The organism is Streptomyces sp. Rer75 (assembly GCF_013414305.1).
GTDB lineage: Bacteria > Actinomycetota > Actinomycetes > Streptomycetales > Streptomycetaceae > Streptomyces > Streptomyces himastatinicus.
The window spans coordinates 7951973-7971154 of record NZ_CP058693.1 but is presented as its reverse complement, the minus strand read 5'-3'; the positions used below and the strand labels follow the sequence as shown (position 1 = coordinate 7971154).

17 protein-coding genes are annotated in these 19182 nt (G+C 72.0%); 7 read left to right on the top strand and 10 right to left on the bottom strand.

The features are described from left to right. Positions 1-341 precede the first annotated feature (341 nt). The 7 genes from HYQ63_RS34260 to HYQ63_RS34230 form a co-directional block, all read right to left on the bottom strand. Complete coding sequence (locus tag HYQ63_RS34260; RefSeq protein WP_179937642.1) at positions 342-1148, bottom strand: ABC transporter ATP-binding protein; 807 nt, start codon at positions 1146-1148, stop codon at positions 342-344. After that, positions 1141-2073 carry an ABC transporter permease gene (locus tag HYQ63_RS34255; protein WP_179937641.1) on the bottom strand — a complete coding sequence of 311 codons (933 nt, stop codon included), beginning with the start codon at positions 2071-2073 and terminating at the stop codon, positions 1141-1143. Before HYQ63_RS34255 ends, HYQ63_RS34260 begins: the two co-directional genes overlap by 8 nt. 80 nt (positions 2074-2153) lie before the next feature. After that, on the bottom strand, positions 2154-3026 hold the full coding sequence (locus tag HYQ63_RS34250) for a glycosyltransferase family 2 protein (protein ID WP_179940800.1): 873 nt from the start codon (positions 3024-3026) through the stop codon (positions 2154-2156). An 11-nt stretch (positions 3027-3037) separates the two neighbouring features. Beyond that, positions 3038-3829: a CDP-alcohol phosphatidyltransferase family protein gene (locus HYQ63_RS34245; RefSeq protein WP_179937640.1), complete on the bottom strand. Its 792-nt coding sequence runs from the start codon at positions 3827-3829 to the stop codon at positions 3038-3040. Next, positions 3795-4868, bottom strand: coding sequence for an iron-containing alcohol dehydrogenase family protein (locus HYQ63_RS34240; RefSeq protein WP_179937639.1), 1074 nt, complete (start codon positions 4866-4868; stop codon positions 3795-3797). Before HYQ63_RS34240 ends, HYQ63_RS34245 begins: the two co-directional genes overlap by 35 nt. After that, positions 4856-5593: a sugar phosphate nucleotidyltransferase gene (locus HYQ63_RS34235; RefSeq protein WP_179937638.1), complete on the bottom strand. Its 738-nt coding sequence runs from the start codon at positions 5591-5593 to the stop codon at positions 4856-4858. The genes HYQ63_RS34240 and HYQ63_RS34235 overlap by 13 nt, the downstream gene beginning before the upstream one ends. Next, positions 5590-7518 (bottom strand): DUF5941 domain-containing protein, encoded by a 1929-nt coding sequence (locus HYQ63_RS34230; RefSeq protein WP_179940798.1) that lies wholly within the window; start codon positions 7516-7518, stop codon positions 5590-5592. Before HYQ63_RS34230 ends, HYQ63_RS34235 begins: the two co-directional genes overlap by 4 nt. Positions 7519-7786: 268 nt before the next feature. Here HYQ63_RS34230 and galE point away from each other — a divergent pair, with 268 nt between their 5' ends. From galE to idi, 3 genes are all read left to right on the top strand, one after another. Next, on the top strand, positions 7787-8767 hold the full coding sequence (galE, locus tag HYQ63_RS34225; RefSeq protein ID WP_179937637.1) for a UDP-glucose 4-epimerase GalE: 981 nt from the start codon (positions 7787-7789) through the stop codon (positions 8765-8767). Between the two features lie 110 nt (positions 8768-8877). Then, the gene (locus tag HYQ63_RS34220) at positions 8878-9789 is read left to right on the top strand and encodes a cation diffusion facilitator family transporter (protein WP_179937636.1); all 912 of its coding nucleotides are present in this window, start codon (positions 8878-8880) and stop codon (positions 9787-9789) included. Between the two features lie 55 nt (positions 9790-9844). Further along, positions 9845-10459 (top strand): isopentenyl-diphosphate Delta-isomerase, encoded by a 615-nt coding sequence (gene idi / locus HYQ63_RS34215; protein WP_179937635.1) that lies wholly within the window; start codon positions 9845-9847, stop codon positions 10457-10459. Here idi and HYQ63_RS34210 read toward each other — a convergent pair. Continuing rightward, complete coding sequence (locus tag HYQ63_RS34210; protein WP_179937634.1) at positions 10392-10970, bottom strand: ATP-binding protein; 579 nt, start codon at positions 10968-10970, stop codon at positions 10392-10394. The two genes, idi and HYQ63_RS34210, sit on opposite strands and share 68 nt — an antisense overlap. Positions 10971-11228: 258 nt before the next feature. Here HYQ63_RS34210 and HYQ63_RS34205 point away from each other — a divergent pair, with 258 nt between their 5' ends. From HYQ63_RS34205 to HYQ63_RS34190, 4 genes are all read left to right on the top strand, one after another. Further along, positions 11229-11987, top strand: a complete 759-nt coding sequence (locus HYQ63_RS34205) for an enoyl-CoA hydratase/isomerase family protein (RefSeq protein WP_179937633.1) — start codon at positions 11229-11231, stop codon at positions 11985-11987. Positions 11988-12066: 79 nt separating this feature from the next. Beyond that, positions 12067-12930: a hypothetical protein gene (locus HYQ63_RS34200; RefSeq protein WP_179937632.1), complete on the top strand. Its 864-nt coding sequence runs from the start codon at positions 12067-12069 to the stop codon at positions 12928-12930. A 193-nt stretch (positions 12931-13123) separates the two neighbouring features. Continuing rightward, positions 13124-13267, top strand: a complete 144-nt coding sequence (locus HYQ63_RS34195; RefSeq protein WP_179937631.1) for an LPFR motif small protein — start codon at positions 13124-13126, stop codon at positions 13265-13267. Positions 13268-13385: 118 nt separating this feature from the next. Continuing rightward, positions 13386-15770 (top strand): Tex family protein, encoded by a 2385-nt coding sequence (locus tag HYQ63_RS34190; protein WP_179937630.1) that lies wholly within the window; start codon positions 13386-13388, stop codon positions 15768-15770. Positions 15771-16018: 248 nt separating this feature from the next. Here the strand turns inward: HYQ63_RS34190 and HYQ63_RS34185 are convergent, their stop codons facing one another. After that, on the bottom strand, positions 16019-17656 hold the full coding sequence (locus HYQ63_RS34185; protein WP_179937629.1) for an ABC-F family ATP-binding cassette domain-containing protein: 1638 nt from the start codon (positions 17654-17656) through the stop codon (positions 16019-16021). A 305-nt stretch (positions 17657-17961) separates the two neighbouring features. Further along, positions 17962-18996 carry an oxidoreductase gene (locus tag HYQ63_RS34180; protein ID WP_179937628.1) on the bottom strand — a complete coding sequence of 345 codons (1035 nt, stop codon included), beginning with the start codon at positions 18994-18996 and terminating at the stop codon, positions 17962-17964. Between the last annotated feature and the right edge of the window lie 186 nt (positions 18997-19182).

The window sequence follows — 19182 nt, the reverse complement described above, 5'->3', positions numbered from 1 at the left end:
GACCGCGCGACCGCGGCCGGAACCGAGGGACGGCCGGTCGGCGGCCTGCCGCGGTGTCCCGGGACGCCCCGGACGGCCCGCCCGCGCCCCGGCAGAGGGGCGAAATTCCCCTTGGTGGACGTGTGTTCACCACATCCCTCCCCCGATGCGGAATACAGCTTCCGCTTCGCCCGCGGTGGTCAATCCCCGGCAGCGGTCGCATGTGTCACCCCCCGTAAGCCCGATGAATTTCTGACCACCACCTTAGTGGGGCGGGGTGACAGTGCGTGAGCTTTTCCACAGGTCGGGGCACGACGAGGGGCCGGGGCCGCCTCGCGGCCCCGACCCCCGGCGGGTTTCGGCTACTTGCCGGTCTCCTTCTCGTAGGCCTTGATGACCTCGTCCGTCGGGCCGTCCATCAGCAGCTCGCCCTTCTCCAGCCACAGCACCCGGTCACAGGTGTCCCGGATGGACTTGTTGTTGTGGCTGACGAGGAAGACCGTTCCGGCGTCCTTGCGCAGCTCGCGGATGCGGGCCTCGGAGCGCTTCTGGAACTTCCGGTCACCGGTGGCCAGGGCCTCGTCGATCATCAGGACGTCGTGGTCCTTGGCCGCCGCGATGGAGAAGCGGAGGCGGGCCGCCATGCCGGAGGAGTAGGTGCGCATCGGGAGGGTGATGAAGTCACCCTTCTCGTTGATGCCCGAGAAGTCCACGATGTCCGCATATCGCTCGCGGATCTGCTCGCGCGACATCCCCATGGCCAGACCGCCCAGTATGACGTTCCGCTCACCGGTGAGGTCGTTCATCAGGGCCGCGTTGACGCCCAGCAGCGACGGCTGGCCGTCGGTGTAGACGCTGCCGCGCTCGGTGGGCAGGAGGCCCGCCACGGCCTTCAGGAGGGTCGACTTGCCGGAGCCGTTGGAGCCGATCAGGCCGATCGACTCACCGCGGTAGGCCACGAAGGTGACGCCGCGCACGGCGTGCACCTCGCGCATGCCGGGGGCGTTCTTCCGGCGGAGCATCCGGCTGAGGGCGGCGGTGGCGCTGCCCTTGCCGCGGGGCCCGCCGTTGACGCGGTAGACGATGTGGACGTCGTCGGCGACGACGGTGGGCACACGCGCCTCGGCGGGCGCGGCCGATTCGACGGTTTCGAGTGTCTGTTCAGCCACGGCCGTACTGCTCCTCTGCCTTCCAGAAGTACACGAAGCCGCCGACGCCGACCAGTACCGCCCAGCCCAGAGCCAGCGCCCAGACGTGCGTCGGCAGGGCCTCGGGCAAGCCGTCGATCAGCGCGAACCGCATCAGATCCATGTAGACCGCCGCCGGGTTCGCCAGCAGGACGTCGGACACCCAGGAGTGCGCCCCCGCCTTCTGGAGCATGTGCTCCAGCGGGTACATCACGCCGGAGGCGTACATCCACGTGCGCAGGATGAACGGCAGCAGCTGCGCCAGGTCCGGGGTCTTGGCGCCCATCCGGGCCATGATCAGGGCCAGACCGGTGTTGAAGACGAACTGGAGCGCCAGGCACGGGACGACCAGGAGCCACGCGAAGCCCGGGAAGTGCCCGAAGCCCAGCAGGACGACGACCAGCACGATCATCGAGAACAGCAGCTGCTGGAGCTGCTGGAGCGAGAAGGAGATCGGGAGCGAGGCCCGCGGGAAGTGCAGCGCCCGCACCAGCCCCAGGTTCCCGGAGATCGCTCGCACCCCGGCCATGGCGGAGTTCTGGGTGAAGGTGAAGACGAACACACCCGTCACCAGGAACGGGATGTACTGCTCGTTCTCCATCCCGCCCCTGCCGCCCAGCAGGAGGCCGAAGATGAAGAAGTACACCGCCGCGTTCAGCAGCGGCGTCACCACCTGCCACAGCTGACCCAGCTTGGCCTGGCTGTACTGCGCAGTGAGCTTGGCCTGCGAAAAGGCCAGGATGAAGTGGCGGCGGCCCCACATCTGGCTGATGTACGCGCCGAGGCCCACCCGGGCGCCGCTCACCGACAGCCCGTACTTCTTCGCCAGCTCGGCCGGGGACAGGCCGTCGTCAGGTGAGGGCGGGGCACTCACGGCGACCGCACTGTCGTGCGTAGTCTCGCTCACAGTTGACACTTTCGTCTTCAGGGTGCGCTGAGCGGGGCCGCGCCCCGGTCGCGCTCGATGCGTAATCTGATACGAGCTTGTCAGATGACAGGAGGCCGGCCCAGTCGGGTCAGGCGCCATACCGTACGCCACTTCATGGGCCGCCGTGGACCACAAGGGGTCTTCCAGCCTTCGCGGAACCCTCCCAACCAGGCACGAAGCGCGGTCCTGGAGGGACGCCTGGCCAGTGTGAGCAGCAGCCAGACGCCCAGATACACGGGTACGAGCAGGGCCGGAAGGTTTCGCCGGGCCAGCCAGACCCGGTTGCGCGCGACCATGCGGTGGTAGACCGCGTGCCTGCTGGGCGCGGTGGTCGGATGGTGCAGCACCATGTCCGACCGGTAGTCGATCATCCACCCGGCGTCCAGCGCCCGCCAGGCCAGGTCGGTCTCCTCATGGGCGTAGAAGAAGTCGTCCGGCAACCCTCCGACCTGCTCGAAGACCTCGGTACGGACCGCGTTGGCACCACCGAGGAAGGTGGTGACCCGCGAGGACCGCAGCGGGTCGGCGGCGCGCAGCCGGGGCACATGGCGGCGCTGGGTGACGCCCGTATCGGGGTCGGCGATGCGGAACGAGATGATGCCCAGCTGCGGGTCGGCGGCGAACGCCTCCCGGCACAGCTCGGCCGTGTCGGTGCCCGGCAGCAGCCCGTCGTCGTCCAGGAACAGCAGGACGTCGACGTCGCGGCCGCCCGGTCCGAACGCCTCGATGCCGACGTTGCGCCCCGCCGGGATGCCCACGTTCTCGGGCAGCTCGATGGTCCGTACGGCCTCGGGCAGCGCCGGAAGCGGCGAGCCGTTGCCGACGACGACCACCTCGATCGGGTCGCCGTCCTGCTTGGCGACCGAGTCGAGCAGTGCGCGCAGCTCCTCGGGGCGGTTGCCCATCGTGAGGACAACCGCTCCGACCTTCATCGTGCCGCCCGTCACTTGAGCCTGCTCGACACGAGGATGGACACCAGGTGAAGCAGGGTTTGCAGCAGGGCGATACCGGCCAGTACGGCAACGCCCAGCCGGGTGAAGAACAGGTCACCGCGCACCTGGTCCACGACCGCCAGCGCCAGGACGAGCAGCGACGCCTCGATCCCGAGGATCAGCCGGTGGAACTGGAGCGCAGCGGCCGCCCTGCGGGCCAGCGCCATACCGGAGGAGCGCGGCTCGGAGGCCGCCTCCTTGACCGGGGGAAGACCGCCCTGGTGCCGGGCGACCCCGACGAGGTCGGTCTCGGCCTTGATCAGGACGGCACCGAGCGCGGCGAGGGTGCCGAGGAACGCCCACAGCCAGTCGATCCGCCCGGAGCCCCACAGGTCGGCGGCGCGCAGACCGAAGCCGACGAGCACCGCGGCGTCGCACAGGTACGCGCCGACACGGTCCAGATACACACCGCTCAGCGAGAACTGCTTCTTCCAGCGGGCTATCTCACCGTCGACGCAGTCCAGCAGCAGGTAGAGCTGGACCATCAGCACCCCGAGCACGGCGCCCGCGATCCCCGGCACCAGCAGGGCCGGGGCGGCGAGGACGCCGAAGACGGTCATCAGATACGTCAGCTGATTGGGCGTGACCCGGGTGTTCACCAGGTGCCGGTCGCAGCGCAGCGAGATCTCCCGCATGTACAGGCGCCCGGCCCAGTGCTCACCGCTCCGCCGGTCCTTCACCCCCGCGGGGTGAACGACCGGGCGGAGTTCAGCCACTGATGGCTTGACTGACTGCTTTGGCATAGTCGGCGTATGCGTCCCTGATCGCGTCGGATGAGAGGTCGAGGTGCTCGAGGATCGTGTAGCGCCCGGGGCGGGTCTTCGGCGCGTACTCCACGACCTGGACGAACTCGTCCACGGTGAAGCCGATCTCCTCGGGCAGCACCGGAAGACCGTGCCGGTGCAGCACTTCGGCCATGAACGCCGACTGCTCGTGCTCCCCGCGCAGGTACATCGCGAACGCCCCGCCGAGACCGCACTGCTCGCCGTGGCTCGCCGCGCGCTTGGGGAACATGAGGTCGAAGGCGTGGTTGATCTCGTGGCAGGCACCGGACGCCGGACGGGAGTCGCCCGCGACCGACATCGAGATGCCCGTGAGGACCAGGCCCTCGGCCAGCACCTGGAGGAAGCCGTCGTCGCCGACGCCGCCCGGGTGGCGCAGCACGGCCTCGCCCGCCTGGCGCGCCATGGCGGCCGCGAGCCCGTCGATCTGCTCGCCCGTCTCGCGGGCGGACAGCTCCCAGTCCGCGACCGCGGAGATGTTGGAGAGCGCGTCGCCGATGCCGGAGCGGACGAACCGGACCGGGGCCTCGCGGATCACATCGAGGTCGATGACCACGGCGATCGGGTTCGGCACCCCGTACGAGCCGCGGCCCGCGTCGTTGTCGAGGGTCGCGACCGGTGAGCACAGACCGTCGTGCGAGAGGTTCGTGGCGACGGCGACCAGCGGGAGGCCGATGCGCGCCGCGGCGAACTTCGCACAGTCGATGATCTTGCCACCGCCGAGTCCCACGACCGCGTCGTAGTGCCCGGACTTCATCCGGTCGGCGAGCTTGATCGCGTCATCGAGGGTGCCGCCGCCCACCTCGTACCAGCTCGCGCCGGGCAGCGCCGGGGCCAGCCGCTCGCGCAGCAGGGCCCCGGAGCCGCCGCTGATCGCGACGGCGAGCTTGCCGGAGGACGAGATCCGCTGGTCGGCCAGGACGTCCGCCAGGTCGTCCAGGGCGCCCGCGCGGATGTCGACGACGAGCGGCGAGGGGATGAGCCTCGTCAGTACTGGCACGCGATCTCACGGCCCTTCGCCAGGTCGTCATGGTTGTCGATCTCGACCCACTTGACGTCGCCGATCGGGGCCACGTCGACCTTGAAGCCGCGGTTGACCAGCTCCTGGTAGCCGTCCTCGTAGTAGAGGTCGGGGTCGCGCTCGAAGGTGGCCTTCAGCGCGTCGGCGAGGTCGGCCGCGGCCTCGCCCTCGATGAGGGTGACGCCGATGTACTCACCGGTGGCCTCGGCCGGGTCCATGAGCTTGGTGATCTTCTGGACGCCCTTGGCCGGGTCCGCGACGACCTTCATCTCCTCGTCGGCGAGCTGCTTCACCGTGTCGAGCGCGAGGATGATCTTCTGGCCGTTGCCCTGCGCGGCGAGCAGGGTCTTCTCGACGGAGACCGGGTGCACGGTGTCGCCGTTGGCGAGGATCACGGTGTGCTTGATCGCGTCACGGGCGCACCACAGGGAGTAGGCGTTGTTCCACTCCTCGGCCTTGTCGTTGTCAATCAGGGTGAGCTTGAGGCCGTACTTCTGCTCCAGGGCCTCCTTGCGCTCGTACACCGCTTCCTTGCGGTAGCCGACCACGATCGCGACCTCGGTCAGGCCGACCTCCGCGAAGTTGCCGAGGGTCAGGTCGAGGACGGTGGTCTCACCGTCGACCGGCACCAGGGCCTTGGGGAGGGTGTCGGTGTAGGGGCGCAGACGCCGTCCGGCGCCGGCCGCCAGCACGAGGCCGATCATGCGGGTTCTCCTGTTTCGTCGTGGACAGCGGGTGCTCCGGAGGACACCCAGAAGCGGATGCTCTCGATGAGCACCGTCAGCGCGATGACCACGGCGAGCGCGGTCAGCACGATGGTGAAACCTTGGTTCGGGCCGCCCTGGCTCTGGCCGTGCAGCAGCGCGGCGATGGCCGTGACCACCAGGATCCGCCCCTCGTGCCCGCCGATCGCCCGCACCAGCCCGTGCGGGGGCGCCCCGGTGCCGCCGCGGATGCGGTACACCGTGTCGTAGTGATGGTAGGCGACGGCCGCCACCAGCCCGAAAGCAGCGGGCAATGCTCCGTTCACCTGCGAACGTGCCGCGAGGATGAGGACGGTCCCGTACTCGGCGGCCCGGAAGAGGGGCGGCACCAGCCAGTCGAGCGGGCCCTTCAGCGGTGCGGCGACGGCGCAGCCCGCGAGGACGGCGTAGAGCGCGGCGCCCGCGACGGCGAGCCAGGACCCGGCGGGCAGCGCGGCGGCTCCGGCGACGAGGAGCGCGGCGCCGAGGGCGGCCACGACCGGGGCCAGGTACGCCCCCGGCTTACGGGCGGCCGCCTTGGCGACCAGCTCCGCGAGCGGGCCCGAGTCCGCGAGGTCGGCGAGGGCCTGCGCGGCCCGGTCGGTGCGCCGCGCCTTGCGGGTGAGCGAGCGCAGCACGCGCCCGGCGGTGGTGTAGCAGGCGGCCAGCGCACAGCCGATGAGCAGGACGTAGAAGGTGATGCGGGGCGTGGTGAGCGCGGTCAGCACGGCGATCATCGCCCAGCGCTCGCCGATCGGCAGCACGATCATGCGCCGCACCCAGACCGTCCAGCCGACGCTGTTGAGGCGGTCGGAGAGGGCGGCGGTGGGGCTGGTGTTGCCGGTGGCGTCGTGATTGGCCTCGTTGAAGGAGAAGTCCACGACGTGGCGGCAGGTCTGGAGCACCATCGCGCCCAGCGCGAGCGCCCATACGTCATCGCCGTCGGCGTTGGCCGCGCCGAGGGCGAGGCCCGCGTAGTACGCGTACTCCTTGGCCCGGTCGAACGTCGCGTCCAGCCAGGCGCCGAGGGTGGAGTACTGGAGCGAGTAGCGGGCCAGCTGGCCGTCGGTGCAGTCGAGGACGAACGAGGCGATCAGCAGCACCCCGGCCGCGACGAACCCGGGCCGGGTGCCGGTCGCGGCGCAGCCTGCGGCGATGAGGGCGGTGAGGAGGGAGGCGGTGGTGACCTGATTGGGCGTCAGCCCGCGGCGGGCGCACCAGCGGGCGATGTAGCGGGAGTAGGGGCTGATGCAGAAGGTCGTGAAGAAGCCGTCCCGCGCCTTCACGGCGGTGCGCAGCCGCACCTTCTCCTCGTCCACCGCGGCGGTCCGCGCCAGCGCCGCCGCCCGCCGCTCCTCGTCCGCGGGCACGGTGGCGACCAGCACGCCCAGCTCGGGCCGGTGGGGGGTGGCGCCTTCGGCGTCGAGGGCGGCCGCGATGTCGTCCACGAGGGAGGGCGTACCGGCCTCCGCCGTTTCCTCGGCGTCGCCGACCGTGGCCAGCTGCCCGGCGCCCGGCCCGGCGGCCGTGGCCGCGGCGCCCGCGGGCGACGGCGCGCGCTCGGCCTGCCCGGCGGTGCCGGGGGCCGCCGCGGCGGCCGTGACCGCGCGGGCCAGCGCGGCCCGCGCCTCCGGCTGCGCCGTCAGCGCGCCGGACACGGCGGCGGCGGGGAAGCGGGGGTCGGTCAGCGCCAGCCGGAGGGCGTGGCCGTGGCCGACGAAACGGTGGTCGACGAGGGCCACCCGCTCACGCGGCGGGACGGCGGCCAGCTCCGTCGCCACCCCGGCCGCGTCGATCGCCGTGCGCACGTCGAAGCCCAGCGACCGCAGGTCGTCCTGGAGAGACGAGCCGGCGACAGGGGCACCGGTGAGAATCGCGGTCGACAGACGAACTCACTCCTTGGCAGCTGACATGGTGGCCGCGCCGCTCTGGCACGGGCCCAGCCCTCGAAACAGGGGGTATCGCGCATCCCGGTCCCGGGTGGGGCGGGCGGCATGTCGGCAGAGGCTATCGGATCGAATGCAGCGACCGTTCACCGCACATTCACCACACGATCGGGGGAACGACCGCTTCCGCGCGCCGTCGATCATCATGGTGGATGGCGTGTCCCCTCGACAAACGGGCGCCGCCCTGACCTGTGGATAGGGTGCCGTCATGACGTGGCTGATCACAGGTGGTGCCGGATATATCGGGTCGCATGTCGTGCGGGCCATGGCCCAGGCCGGCGAGCGGGTGGCCGTCCTCGACGACATCTCCAGCGGAATCCCCGAGCGGCTGCCCGAGGACGTTCCGCTCGTACGCGGCTCCACGCTGGACCGTGAGCTGCTGGACCGTACGTTCGCCGAGCTGAACATCACCGGCGTGGTGCATCTGGCGGCGAAGAAGCAGGTCGGGGAGTCGGTCGAGCAGCCGCTGCGCTACTACCGTGAGAATGTGCACGGCCTCACGGTGCTGCTGGAGGCCGTGGCCGCCGCCGGGATCGGCAGCTTCCTCTTCTCCTCCTCCGCCGCCGTCTACGGCATGCCGGATGTGGAACTGGTCACCGAGGACACCCCGTGCGTCCCGATGAACCCGTACGGAGAGACCAAGCTCGCCGGAGAATGGCTGGTCAGGGCCGTGGGGGCGGCGCATTCGATCTCGACGGCCTGTCTGCGCTACTTCAATGTGGCGGGTGCCACGCGGCCCGAGCTGTCCGACACCGGGGTGTTCAACATCATCCCGATGATGTTCGAGCGGATCACACGGGGGGAGGCCCCGAGGATCTTCGGTGACGACTATCCCACCCCGGACGGCACCTGCATCCGTGACTACATCCACGTCGAGGACCTGGCCTCCGCCCACCTCGCCGTGGCCCGCCGACTGGCCGCGCAGCCGGGCGCGGGCGACCTGACGGTGAACATCGGCACCGGTCAGGGCGTCTCGGTGCGCGAGATGGCCGACCTGATCGCCGAGGTCACCGGCCGCCGCGAGCCCGCCCCCGTGGTCGAGCCCCGCCGCCCGGGCGACCCGGCCCGGGTCGTCGGATCGACCGACCTGATCGCCAAGGAGCTCGGCTGGAGCGCCCGGCACGACGTGCGCGCGATGGTGGAGTCGGCCTGGGAGGGCTGGCGCCTCCGCCACCCCGAGGTGCGCTGACCCCGGGCCCCAGCACGGCTCGACCGGACGGCGGTATGCCTGCCCGGGGCGCGGCCCCGGCGTAGTTCACTGGGGACGGGGGCCGTCCCGGGCAGGAGGGCCGTACCGACATGGGCGCAGGTCATGACCACCGCACCGCGGGCACCGGGCATCGGTGGCGGCTGCGGGTCGCGCTCGTCATCACCGTCAGCGTGATGGTCGTGGAGATCGTCGGCGGGCTGCTCGCCGATTCGCTCGCGCTGCTCGCGGACGCCGGGCACATGGCGACCGACGCGCTCGGGCTGGCCATGTCGCTGCTGGCGATCCACTTCGCGGGGCGCCCGCCCAGCCCGCGGCGTACGTATGGATACGCGCGCGCCGAGATCCTGGCGGCACTGGGGAACTGTCTGCTGCTGTTCGGGGTCGGCGGCTACATCCTCTACGAGGCGGTGCTGCGCTTCCTCGAACCCGCCGACACCCGGGGCGGCCTGGTGATCGTCTTCGGCGCGGCCGGCCTGGCCGCGAACCTGGTGTCGCTGGCCCTGCTGCGCGGCGGGCAGCGGGAGAGCCTGAACGTGCGGGGTGCGTTCCTGGAGGTGCTGGCGGACGCCCTGGGGTCGGTCGCGGTGCTGGTGTCGGCCGGGATCATCCTGGCCACGGGGTGGCAGGCGGCCGATCCGATCGCCTCGCTCGGGATCGCGCTCATGATCGTGCCGCGTACGTACGCCCTGCTCCGGGAGACGCTGAACGTCCTCCTGGAGGCGGCACCGCGGGACGTCGACATGGCCGCGGTGCGCGCCCACATCCTCGCCCTGCCCGGCGTGGAGGGGCTGCACGACCTTCATGTGTGGACGATCACCTCCGGGATGCCGGTCCTCTCCGCGCATGTGGTGGTCGGACGGCCGGTGCTCGACGCGGTGAGTCATGAGCGGCTGCTGCACGATCTCCAGGGGTGTCTGGGGGAGCATTTCGACGTCGCACACTGCACGTTTCAGCTGGAACCGGGTGGACATGCTGATCACGAAGCCCGGCTGTGCCAGTGACACGTGCATGGGTGCGGCAGACTTGGGGGCCAAAGTCGGAACTATGAGGACGGTCATGCCGATCACACCCGCAAGCGGCCCCTCCGCCGAGACCACCGCCGCGTCCCCCGCGCCGAACGGCTCGACGGAATCGATCATGCTCGAACTGGTCGATGAGGCCGGCACCACGATCGGCACCGCGGAGAAGCTCGCGGCGCACCTGGCGCCCGGACAGCTGCACCGGGCGTTCTCGGTCTTCCTCTTCGACGAGCGGGGGCGGCTGCTGCTCCAGCGCCGGGCCCTGGGCAAGTACCACTCCCCCGGCGTCTGGTCGAACACCTGCTGCGGCCACCCGTACCCCGGTGAGCCGCCGTTCGTGGCCGCGGCCCGCCGTACCGGCGAGGAGCTGGGCATCGCGCCCGCGCTGCTCGGCGAGGCGGGCACGGTCCGCTACAACCACCCGGACCCGGCCTCGGGACTGGTCGAGCAGGAGTACAACCACCTGTTCGTCGGGCTGCTGAAGGAGACGCCGCGGCCGGATCCGCAGGAGATCGGCGAGACGGCCTTCGTCACGCCGGACGAGCTGGCGAAGCTGCGCGCGGAGGGCCCGTTCTCGGCGTGGTTCATGACCGTGCTGGACGCGGCCCGGCCGGCGATCCGGGAGCTGACCGGGGCGGCCGCAGGCTGGTGAGCGGGCCGCCGCCGGGCACGGGTCCGGGGGCGGCGGAGGTCAGCGGCAGGGCCGCCCAGACCGCTTTGCCGCCGCTCGCCGTGTGATCGACGTCGTACCGCCCGCCGGACTCCTCCGCGATCGCCTGCACCAGCAGCAGTCCGCGGCCGCCGGTCCGCCCCTGATCCGCCTCCAGCTCCAGGGGTCTGGGCCGGTACGGATGGTTGTCCTCGACGGCGACCCGCACCCAGCCCCGGCCGATCGACACCTCGACCGCGATCTGCGGGGAGAGCAGCGCCGCGTGCCGCACCGCGTTGGTGACGAGCTCGGAGACGATCAGCAGCAGATTCGGCACCAGATCGCCCTGCCCGGACACCCCCTGATGGGCCAGCAGATCGCGCACCGCGTGCCGGGCCTGCGGTACGGAGGACTCCAGGGCCGGTGCGGTGAACCGCCACACCCCCTCGCCGACCGCCGGTCCGCGCGGTGGGGCGTGCCCCGGTTCGGAGGGGACTCTCCCGACGATCTCCATGCCCGACACCCACCCATCGCCACGGCTCGACCTCTCGGGTCGAGTGTTGGGAATGGTCTGGTACGGACCGGCGAAGTGCACACAACTTAACGCCTATCGACCGCTTTTGTTCGTTGGCGTATGCCAGGGTCACTCGCTCGACTGTTCCTGCCCGTCTGAATGACGCCCCCTGGTGCCTATCGCTTGACCCCGGCCCGATGGCCCGGCCCGAAGCCCTCGGGAGGAGCTCGGCCCGACGGCCCGGATACGATCCGCCGCATGGAGCCCTGCCTGCGGCACGACGTCACGGACGGCATAGCGACCGTCGTCATCCGCAATCCCGCCAAGCGCAACGCGCTGACCCCGGCCATGTGGAGCGCCCTGCCCCCGCTGCTCGACCGGCTCGCCGCCGACCCCGCCGTACGGGCGCTCGTGCTCACCGGCCACGGGGACACCTTCTGCGCGGGCGCCGACATCGGCTCGCTGAGCGCGACGTACGAGCAGTCGACGGGCCTCGCGCTGCCCGCCGAGGAGGCCCTCGCGGCCTTCCCCAAGCCGACGCTGGCCGCGGTGCGCGGCTACTGCGTGGGCGGCGGCTGCCAGCTGGCCGCCGCCTGTGATCTGCGGTTCGCGGAGGAGGGCGCGCTCTTCGGGGTCACCCCGGCCAAGCTCGGCATCGTCTACGCCCCCGGCTCCACGCGGCGGCTGGTGGAGCTGATCGGGCCCGCCGGCACCAAATACCTGCTGTTCTCGGGCGAGCTGATCGGCACCGAGCGGGCGCTGCGCACCGGTCTGGTCGACGAGGTGCTGCCGACGGGCGAGCTGGACAAGCGGATCGCGGAGTTCACGCGGGTGCTGGTGTCCCGGTCGCAGCTCACCCAGGCGGCGGCCAAGGAGTTCGCGGCCGGGCCCGCCGACGCGGAGCGGATCGCGTACTGGCAGGAGCAGGCGCGGGTCAGCGGTGAGGCCGGGGAGGGGATCGCCGCCTTCCTGGGGCGCCGGGAGCCGCGCTTCGGTTGGACCCCACCGGTCCCCTGACCGCACCGGAACCGGCCCCCGCACCCGGACTGCCGGACCCGGCTGCCAGCGTGCCTTACCAGCCGGTAGCGTGCGGTCCATGACCACACTTCCCGAGCGCGCCATACGGCGCTGCCACTCCGTCGTCAATCCGCTGCACTCCACCGTCTACTTCGCCCCGGACTACGCCAACGAACTGGCCGCACTGGGCTTGGAGGACAGCAGGGCCGTCTACTTCGTGGGCCGTGCGGCGGCGTTCGGCCGGGTGGGCGCGGGAACCGTCACCGCGACCTTCTACAACTTCAAGCACGAGCTGGTCGCCCGCCACATCCCGCGCGCCTGGGACGTGGTCTCCCCCGAGGATGCCCTGGAGGCCCGGCTGCGGGCGGCCGACTCCGTGCTGCGGCGGCTGCTCGGGGACGACGCGCTGGCCTCGAAGGAGATGGCCGAGACGGCCGAGCTGGCGCTGCGCGCCACCGAGGCGTGTTCCCGCTCCGCGCGCCCCCTGTACGCCGCCCACGCCGACCTCCCCGTGCCCGAGGCCCCGCACCTGGCCCTGTGGCACGCCGCCACCCTGCTGCGCGAGCACCGCGGCGACACCCATCTGATGGCCCTCGTCGCCGCCGGGCTCGACGCGGTGGAGGCCCTGGTCAGCCACACGGCGACCGGCAAGGGCATGTCCCCGAAGTGGCTCCTGGCGACCCGTGGCTGGACGGCCGAGGAGCTGGCCGCCGGGCAGGACCGGCTGCGGACACGCGGGCTGCTGGACGAGGCGGGCGAGCTGACCGCGGCCGGTGTCGAGCTGCGCGAGTCCGTGGAGGACGAGACGGACCGCCTGGACGCCGCCCCGTACGAGCACCTGGGCGCGGCGGGGGTGGCCCGGCTGACGGAGCTGGCCGGGGCGTTCACGGCACGGGCCATGGAGGCGGGCGCCTTCCCGGCGGACCTCCTGAGCAAGAGCTGACGCGCTCCCCCCCCCGGGGTCGGGGCGGGTTTGCGCGCGGTGAGGCGGGATACCCGCTTGTTGAGTGATCGGCCGCCCTTTTTACCGGGCGCCCAACCGCGCGCCGCGCACGCCGGCGAGTGCCCGTGCTCCGCGTACGTGCGGCGCCCGGCGGCGGCTGTCGACCCGCTCCCGACCCGATGGGAGGTCTGAAGTGCTGCGTGCTATCGCCGATGTGCTCCGCGCCATCGGATCCGCGATCGCCACGGTGGTGACGCTTCCGTTCCGTGCCGTGGCCCGGCTGTTCGGCGGTGCCGCCGACACGGCCGGCCGCGCAGGCCGCCGCAGGCACGTCTGAGCCCCGTACTGCCCCGCGAATGTCCTCCGACACCCGCCGAACACGTCATCCGTGACCGCTTCGTCAGTGCCACCTGCCACAATGCAGATGCAGTGCAGACCGAAAGCGGAGCGTGATCGTGACGACGTCCATCGAAGGCAGGATCGCCGAAGAACTCGGCGTACGGGAACGGCAGGTCAAGGCCGCCGTCGAGCTGCTCGACGGCGGCTCTACCGTGCCGTTCATCGCGCGCTACCGCAAGGAAGCGACGGAGATGCTCGACGATGCGCAGCTGCGCTCCCTGGAGGAGCGGCTGCGCTATCTGCGGGAACTGGAGGAGCGGCGCGCCGCGATCCTCGAATCGGTCCGGTCGCAGGGGAAGCTGGACGAGGCGCTGGAAGCGCAGATCCTCGCCGCCGATTCCAAGGCCCGGCTGGAGGACATCTACCTCCCCTTCAAGCCCAAGCGCCGTACGAAGGCGCAGATCGCCCGCGAGGCCGGTCTCGAACCGCTCGCCGACGGGCTGCTCGGCGACCCGACCGTGGAGCCGACGGCGGCCGCCGCCGCGTTCGTGGACGCCGAGAAGGGCGTCGCGGACCCGGCCGCCGCGCTGGAGGGCGCGCGGGCGATCCTCACCGAGCGGTTCGGGGAGGACGCCGACCTCATCGGTGAGCTGCGCGAGCGCATGTGGGAGCGCGGCCGGGTCGCCACCAAGGTGCGCGAGGGCAAGGAGGAGGCCGGCGCCAAGTTCGCCGACTACTTCGACTTCGCCGAGCCCTTCACCGAGCTGCCCTCGCACCGGGTGCTGGCGATGTTCCGCGGCGAGAAGGAAGAGGTCCTGGACCTCACCCTGGAGCCGGAGGAGCCGTCCGAGGACCCCGGCCCCACCTCGTACGAGCGGTCCATCGCACACCGCTTCGGCATCGCCGACCGCGGGCGCCCGGCCGACAAGTGGCTGGCCGACACCGTGCGATGGGCCTGGCGCACCCGGGTCCTGGTCCACCTCGGCATCGATCTGCGGCTGCGGCTGCGGCAGGCCGCCGAGGACGAGGCCGTGCGTGTCTTCGCCGCCAACCTCCGCGATCTGCTGCTCGCCGCCCCGGCCGGTACGCGCGCCACGATGGGTCTTGACCCCGGCTTCCGCACCGGCGTGAAGGTGGCCGTCGTCGACGCGACCGGCAAGGTGGCCGCGACCGACACGATCTATCCGCACGTGCCCCGGAACCAGTGGAAGGAGTCGCTGGACCGGCTCGCCAAGCTGGCCCGCGAGCACGACGTCGAGCTGATCGCCATCGGCAACGGCACGGCGTCCCGGGAGACCGACAAGCTCGCGGGCGAGCTGTGCGCCAAGCACCCGGAGCTGAAGCTGACGAAGGTGATGGTCTCCGAGGCGGGCGCCTCCGTGTACTCCGCCTCCGCGTTCGCCTCCCAGGAGCTGCCGGACCTCGACGTCTCGCTGCGCGGTGCGGTGTCCATCGCGCGGCGGCTCCAGGACCCGCTGGCCGAACTGGTCAAGATCGACCCCAAGTCGATCGGGGTCGGCCAGTATCAGCACGATCTGTCCGAGGTGAAGCTGTCGCGCTCGCTCGACGCGGTGGTCGAGGACTGTGTGAACGGCGTCGGAGTGGACGTCAACACCGCCTCCGCGCCGCTCCTCAGCCGGGTGTCGGGCATCGGCGCCGGGCTCGCGGAGAACATCGTCGCCCACCGCGACACCAACGGGCCCTTCCTCAACCGCAAGGCCCTCAAGGACGTGGCCCGGCTCGGCCCCAAGGCGTACGAGCAGTGCGCGGGCTTCCTCCGCATCCGCGGCGGCGACGACCCGCTGGACGCCTCCAGCGTGCACCCCGAGGCCTACCCGGTGGTGCGCCGCATGGTCACCTCCACCGGCGGCGACGTCACCTCGCTCATCGGCAACACGGCCACGCTGCGCGGCTTGCGGCCGGACGACTTCGTGGACGACGCCTTCGGTCTGCCGACCGTCACCGACATCCTGAAGGAGCTGGAGAAGCCGGGCCGTGACCCGCGCCCCGCCTTCAAGACCGCGACCTTCAAGGAAGGCGTCGAGAAGATCGGCGACCTGGCGTCCGGGATGATCCTTGAGGGCGTCGTCACGAACGTGGCCGCGTTCGGGGCGTTCGTGGACGTCGGGGTGCACCAGGACGGGCTGGTGCACGTCTCCGCGATGTCCAAGACGTTCGTCAAGGACCCGCGGGATGTGGTGAAGCCGGGCGACATCGTGCGGGTGAAGGTCCTGGACGTGGACATTCCGCGGAAGCGGATCTCGCTGACGCTGCGGCTGGACGACGAGGCCGCCGCCGGTGGGGGTGGCGGTGGCCGCTCCTCCGAGCAGGGTGGGCGCCGTTCCGCCCCCAAGCAGCGCCAGGGTGGCGGCGGCCGTGGTGGCGGCGGTTCGCGGGGCGGTCAGCGGGGTGGGGGCGGCGGGCGTGATGCCGCTCCTGCCAATGGGGCGATGGCGGATGCGTTGCGGCGGGCCGGGCTGGTGGATCCGAAGCGGCGGTAGCCGTTGTGGGGGCGGGTGGGTTTTCCCACCCCGCCCCTTCCCGTAACCGGGGCTCCGCCCCGGACCCCCGCCGGGGCTCCGCCCCTGGACCCCGGTCCTCAAGCGCCGGACGGGCTGGGTGGTGGGGCCCCGCCCGAACCCCCCTTCCGACGCCGGACAGGCCGCAAGGCCCGAGGAGCGGGCGCCCGGAGGGCGGACGGGCTCGGTGGTGGGCCCGGGCGGCGGGCTTCGGGTATGTGCGGCACGGGTCAGGACTCGGTTACTCGGCCCTCGGCTACGTTGAGGCGGCGGGTGGTGTGGACCGCTTCCAGCATGCGGCGGTCGTGGGTCACCAGGAGCAGCGTGCCCTCGTAGGAGGCCAGGGCGGACTCCAGTTGCTCGATCGCGGGCAGGTCCAGGTGGTTGGTGGGCTCGTCCAGGACCAGCAGGTTGACGCCCCGGGCCTGGAGCAGGGCGAGGGCCGCGCGGGTGCGCTCGCCCGGGGACAGCGTGGACGCGGGGCGCAGCACATGGGCCGCCTTGAGGCCGAACTTGGCCAGCAGGGTCCGTACGTCCGCGGGCGCCAACTCCGGTACGGCCGCGCCGAAGGCATCCAGCAGCGCCTCGCCGCCGAAGAACAGCGCGCGTGCCTGGTCGACCTCGCCGACCACCACCCCCGGCCCCAGTGACGCATGGCCCTCGTCCAGCGGCAGGCGGCCGAGGAGCGCGGCCAGCAGGGTGGACTTGCCGGAGCCGTTCGCTCCGGTCACCGCGATCCGGTCGGCCCAGTCGATCTGGAGGTCGACCGGGCCGAAGTGGAAGTCGCCGCGCCGCACTTCGGCCCCGCGCAGGGTCGCCACGACCGCGCCGGAGCGTGGTGCCGCGGCGATCTCCATCCGCAGTTCCCACTCCTTGCGCGGCTCCTCGACCACCTCCAGCCGTTCGATCAGCCGATCCGTCTGGCGCGCCTTGGCGGCCTGCTTCTCGGTGGACTCGACGCGGGCGTTCCGGGCGACCTTGTCGCCGTCGGGGGCCTTGCGGCGGGCGTTCTTGACGCCCTTCTCCATCCAGGCGCGCTGGGTCCGCGCCCGGGCCTCCAGGGAGGCACGGGTGTCCGCGTACTCCTCGTAGCGTTCGCGGGCGTGGCGGCGCGCGGTCTCCCGCTCCTCCAAGTAGGCGGTGTAGCCGCCGCCGAACAGGTTCACCTGCTGCTGGGCCAGGTCGAGTTCGAGGACCTTGTCGACGGTGCGGGCCAGGAATTCGCGGTCGTGGCTGACGAGCACCGTGCCCGCGCGCAGTCCGGTGACGAACGTTTCGAGGCGCTGGAGGCCATCGAGGTCGAGGTCGTTCGTCGGCTCATCGAGCAGGAAGACGTCGTACCGGCTGAGCAGCAGCGAGGCGAGACCGGCGCGGGCCGCCTGGCCGCCGGAGAGGGCGGTCATGGGGCGGTCGAGCGAGATGTCGAGCCCGAGGGAGGCGGCGACCTCGTCGGCGCGTTCGTCGAGGTCGGCGGCGCCGAGCGACAGCCACCGCTCCAGGGCGACGGCGTACGCGTCGTCCGCGCCGGGGGCGCCGTCCGCGAGCGCCTGGGTGGTGGCGTCGAGGTCGGCCTGCGCGGCGGCCACGCCGGTACGCCGGGCCAGAAACGCCCGTACGCTCTCCCCCGCCCGCCGCTCGGGCTCCTGCGGAAGGTGGCCGACCGTGGCGTGCGGCGGGCTGATCCGAATGGCGCCCTGCTCGGGGTCGGTGAGCCCGGCCAGCAACCGCAGCAGGGTCGACTTCCCGGCCCCGTTGACCCCGACGAGGCCGATGACCTCGCCCGGGGCGACGACGAGGTCGAGCCCGGAGAAGAGGGGGCGGTCACCGTGTCCGGCGGCCAGATCCTTGGCGACGAGAGTGGCAGTCATAAGGCGCCCGATCCTAACCGCCGCCCGGGGCCGATGGCGGCCGGTGGGCCGCGGTCGGCGACGGCGGGGAGGGGGTCGGGGTCGCAGGGGTGGGGTCCTGGACGCTGACGTGTATTTGTGGCGCCGATCGCCCGACGGTCACGTCACGCTTCCGAGCAACGGCGCCGTAAATATACGGTCCAGGGCCCTGCCCCGGAGGCCCCGGCCCCCGCACCACCCACCCACGGGAACCGCACCCGCACCGCACCCGCACGGACATCCGCACCCACACGGCACCCGCACGGACATCCGCACCCGCAGCGCCCCTACGGCGCTGTCGCTGCCGTCAGGACCGTGTCCGTCGTGCGAGCCACCAGGAAGCACTCGCCGCGGGCCGCTTTCGGGGGAAGGGGCAGGCGGTGGACGCCCGGGGGCAGGGGGGCGTCGTAGAGGTCGACGGTGTGGGGGCGGGAGAGACGGTCCAGGCGGTGGGCGGCGAGGCGGACGCGGCACTCGGAGGCGACCTCGACGAGCGCTTCGCCGCCCCGGGCGGCCAGGCGGACCAGGCGGCGGCGGTCCGGCGGGGTGCGGTCCAGGGCCTGTTCGACCTGGGCGACGAGCAGGGGGACGATGGGGGCGAGGCCGGTGATGAACACGGCGTCGGAGCGGGCCTTCGCGAAGGCGTCCCGTACGGCGTCGCGCTCGTCCTGACGGATCGTCCGGCCGAAGAACACCACACCGTAGCGGCGGAGTTCGCCCGCGTGGGCGCCGACCGCGTCGAGCGTGATCTCGGCGCCGAGGCCGGTGCGCCGCAGCGCGGCGGCGAGCTTGGCGAGCAGGGCGGCGCGTCCGCCGATGAGGAGGACGCGGCGGTGGGCGGAGAGGTCGTGGGCGTCGACGGTGTGCAGCAGCCGGGTCAGTTCGGCGCGGTATTGGTCGCCGTGGAAGCGGTAGGGGCCGATGCCGTGGTAGCCGTCGCGTTCGGCCTCGGGGGTGGTCCGGTCGGTCTGCCAGAGGAAGTCCCGCCAGATGATGTCGGGCCCGTCCCGTTCGATGACGGCGGTGACCGCGCCGCAGGCCAGCCCTTCGCATTCGGGGCAGCCGTAGAGGACGTACCGCCCGCCGTCGAGCGGTGGCTCGCTCTCCAGTAGGAGCCTGCGGACCTGCTCGGCGAAGACGGTGGGGCCGAGGTCGGAGGCGAGCGGGGAGACGGCGTCGAGGTCGGCGAGGCGCGGCAGCAGGGGCCTGCCGTTCACCTCGAAGTCCAGGTAATCGCGGTGCATTTGGTACGCGCCGTCGGACAGGACGCCGCCGGCGCGCATGGCCGGTACCAGCCCGAACGTGGCGTACTCGGAGGTCATGCCCCAAGTATTCCCACATCGGGTCAGTGCCACCGCGACTCGCCTATAACGGGCGGAAAGTACGCAGGGGTGATCCCCGGTACGGGCCCGGGACCGCCTCTCGCCGGAGCCCCGGGCCGGGATGCGCTGGGCGCGTCGGCAGGGGTCCGGCGAGAAGGCGTCGTCACACCACGTGGGTGGGACGGG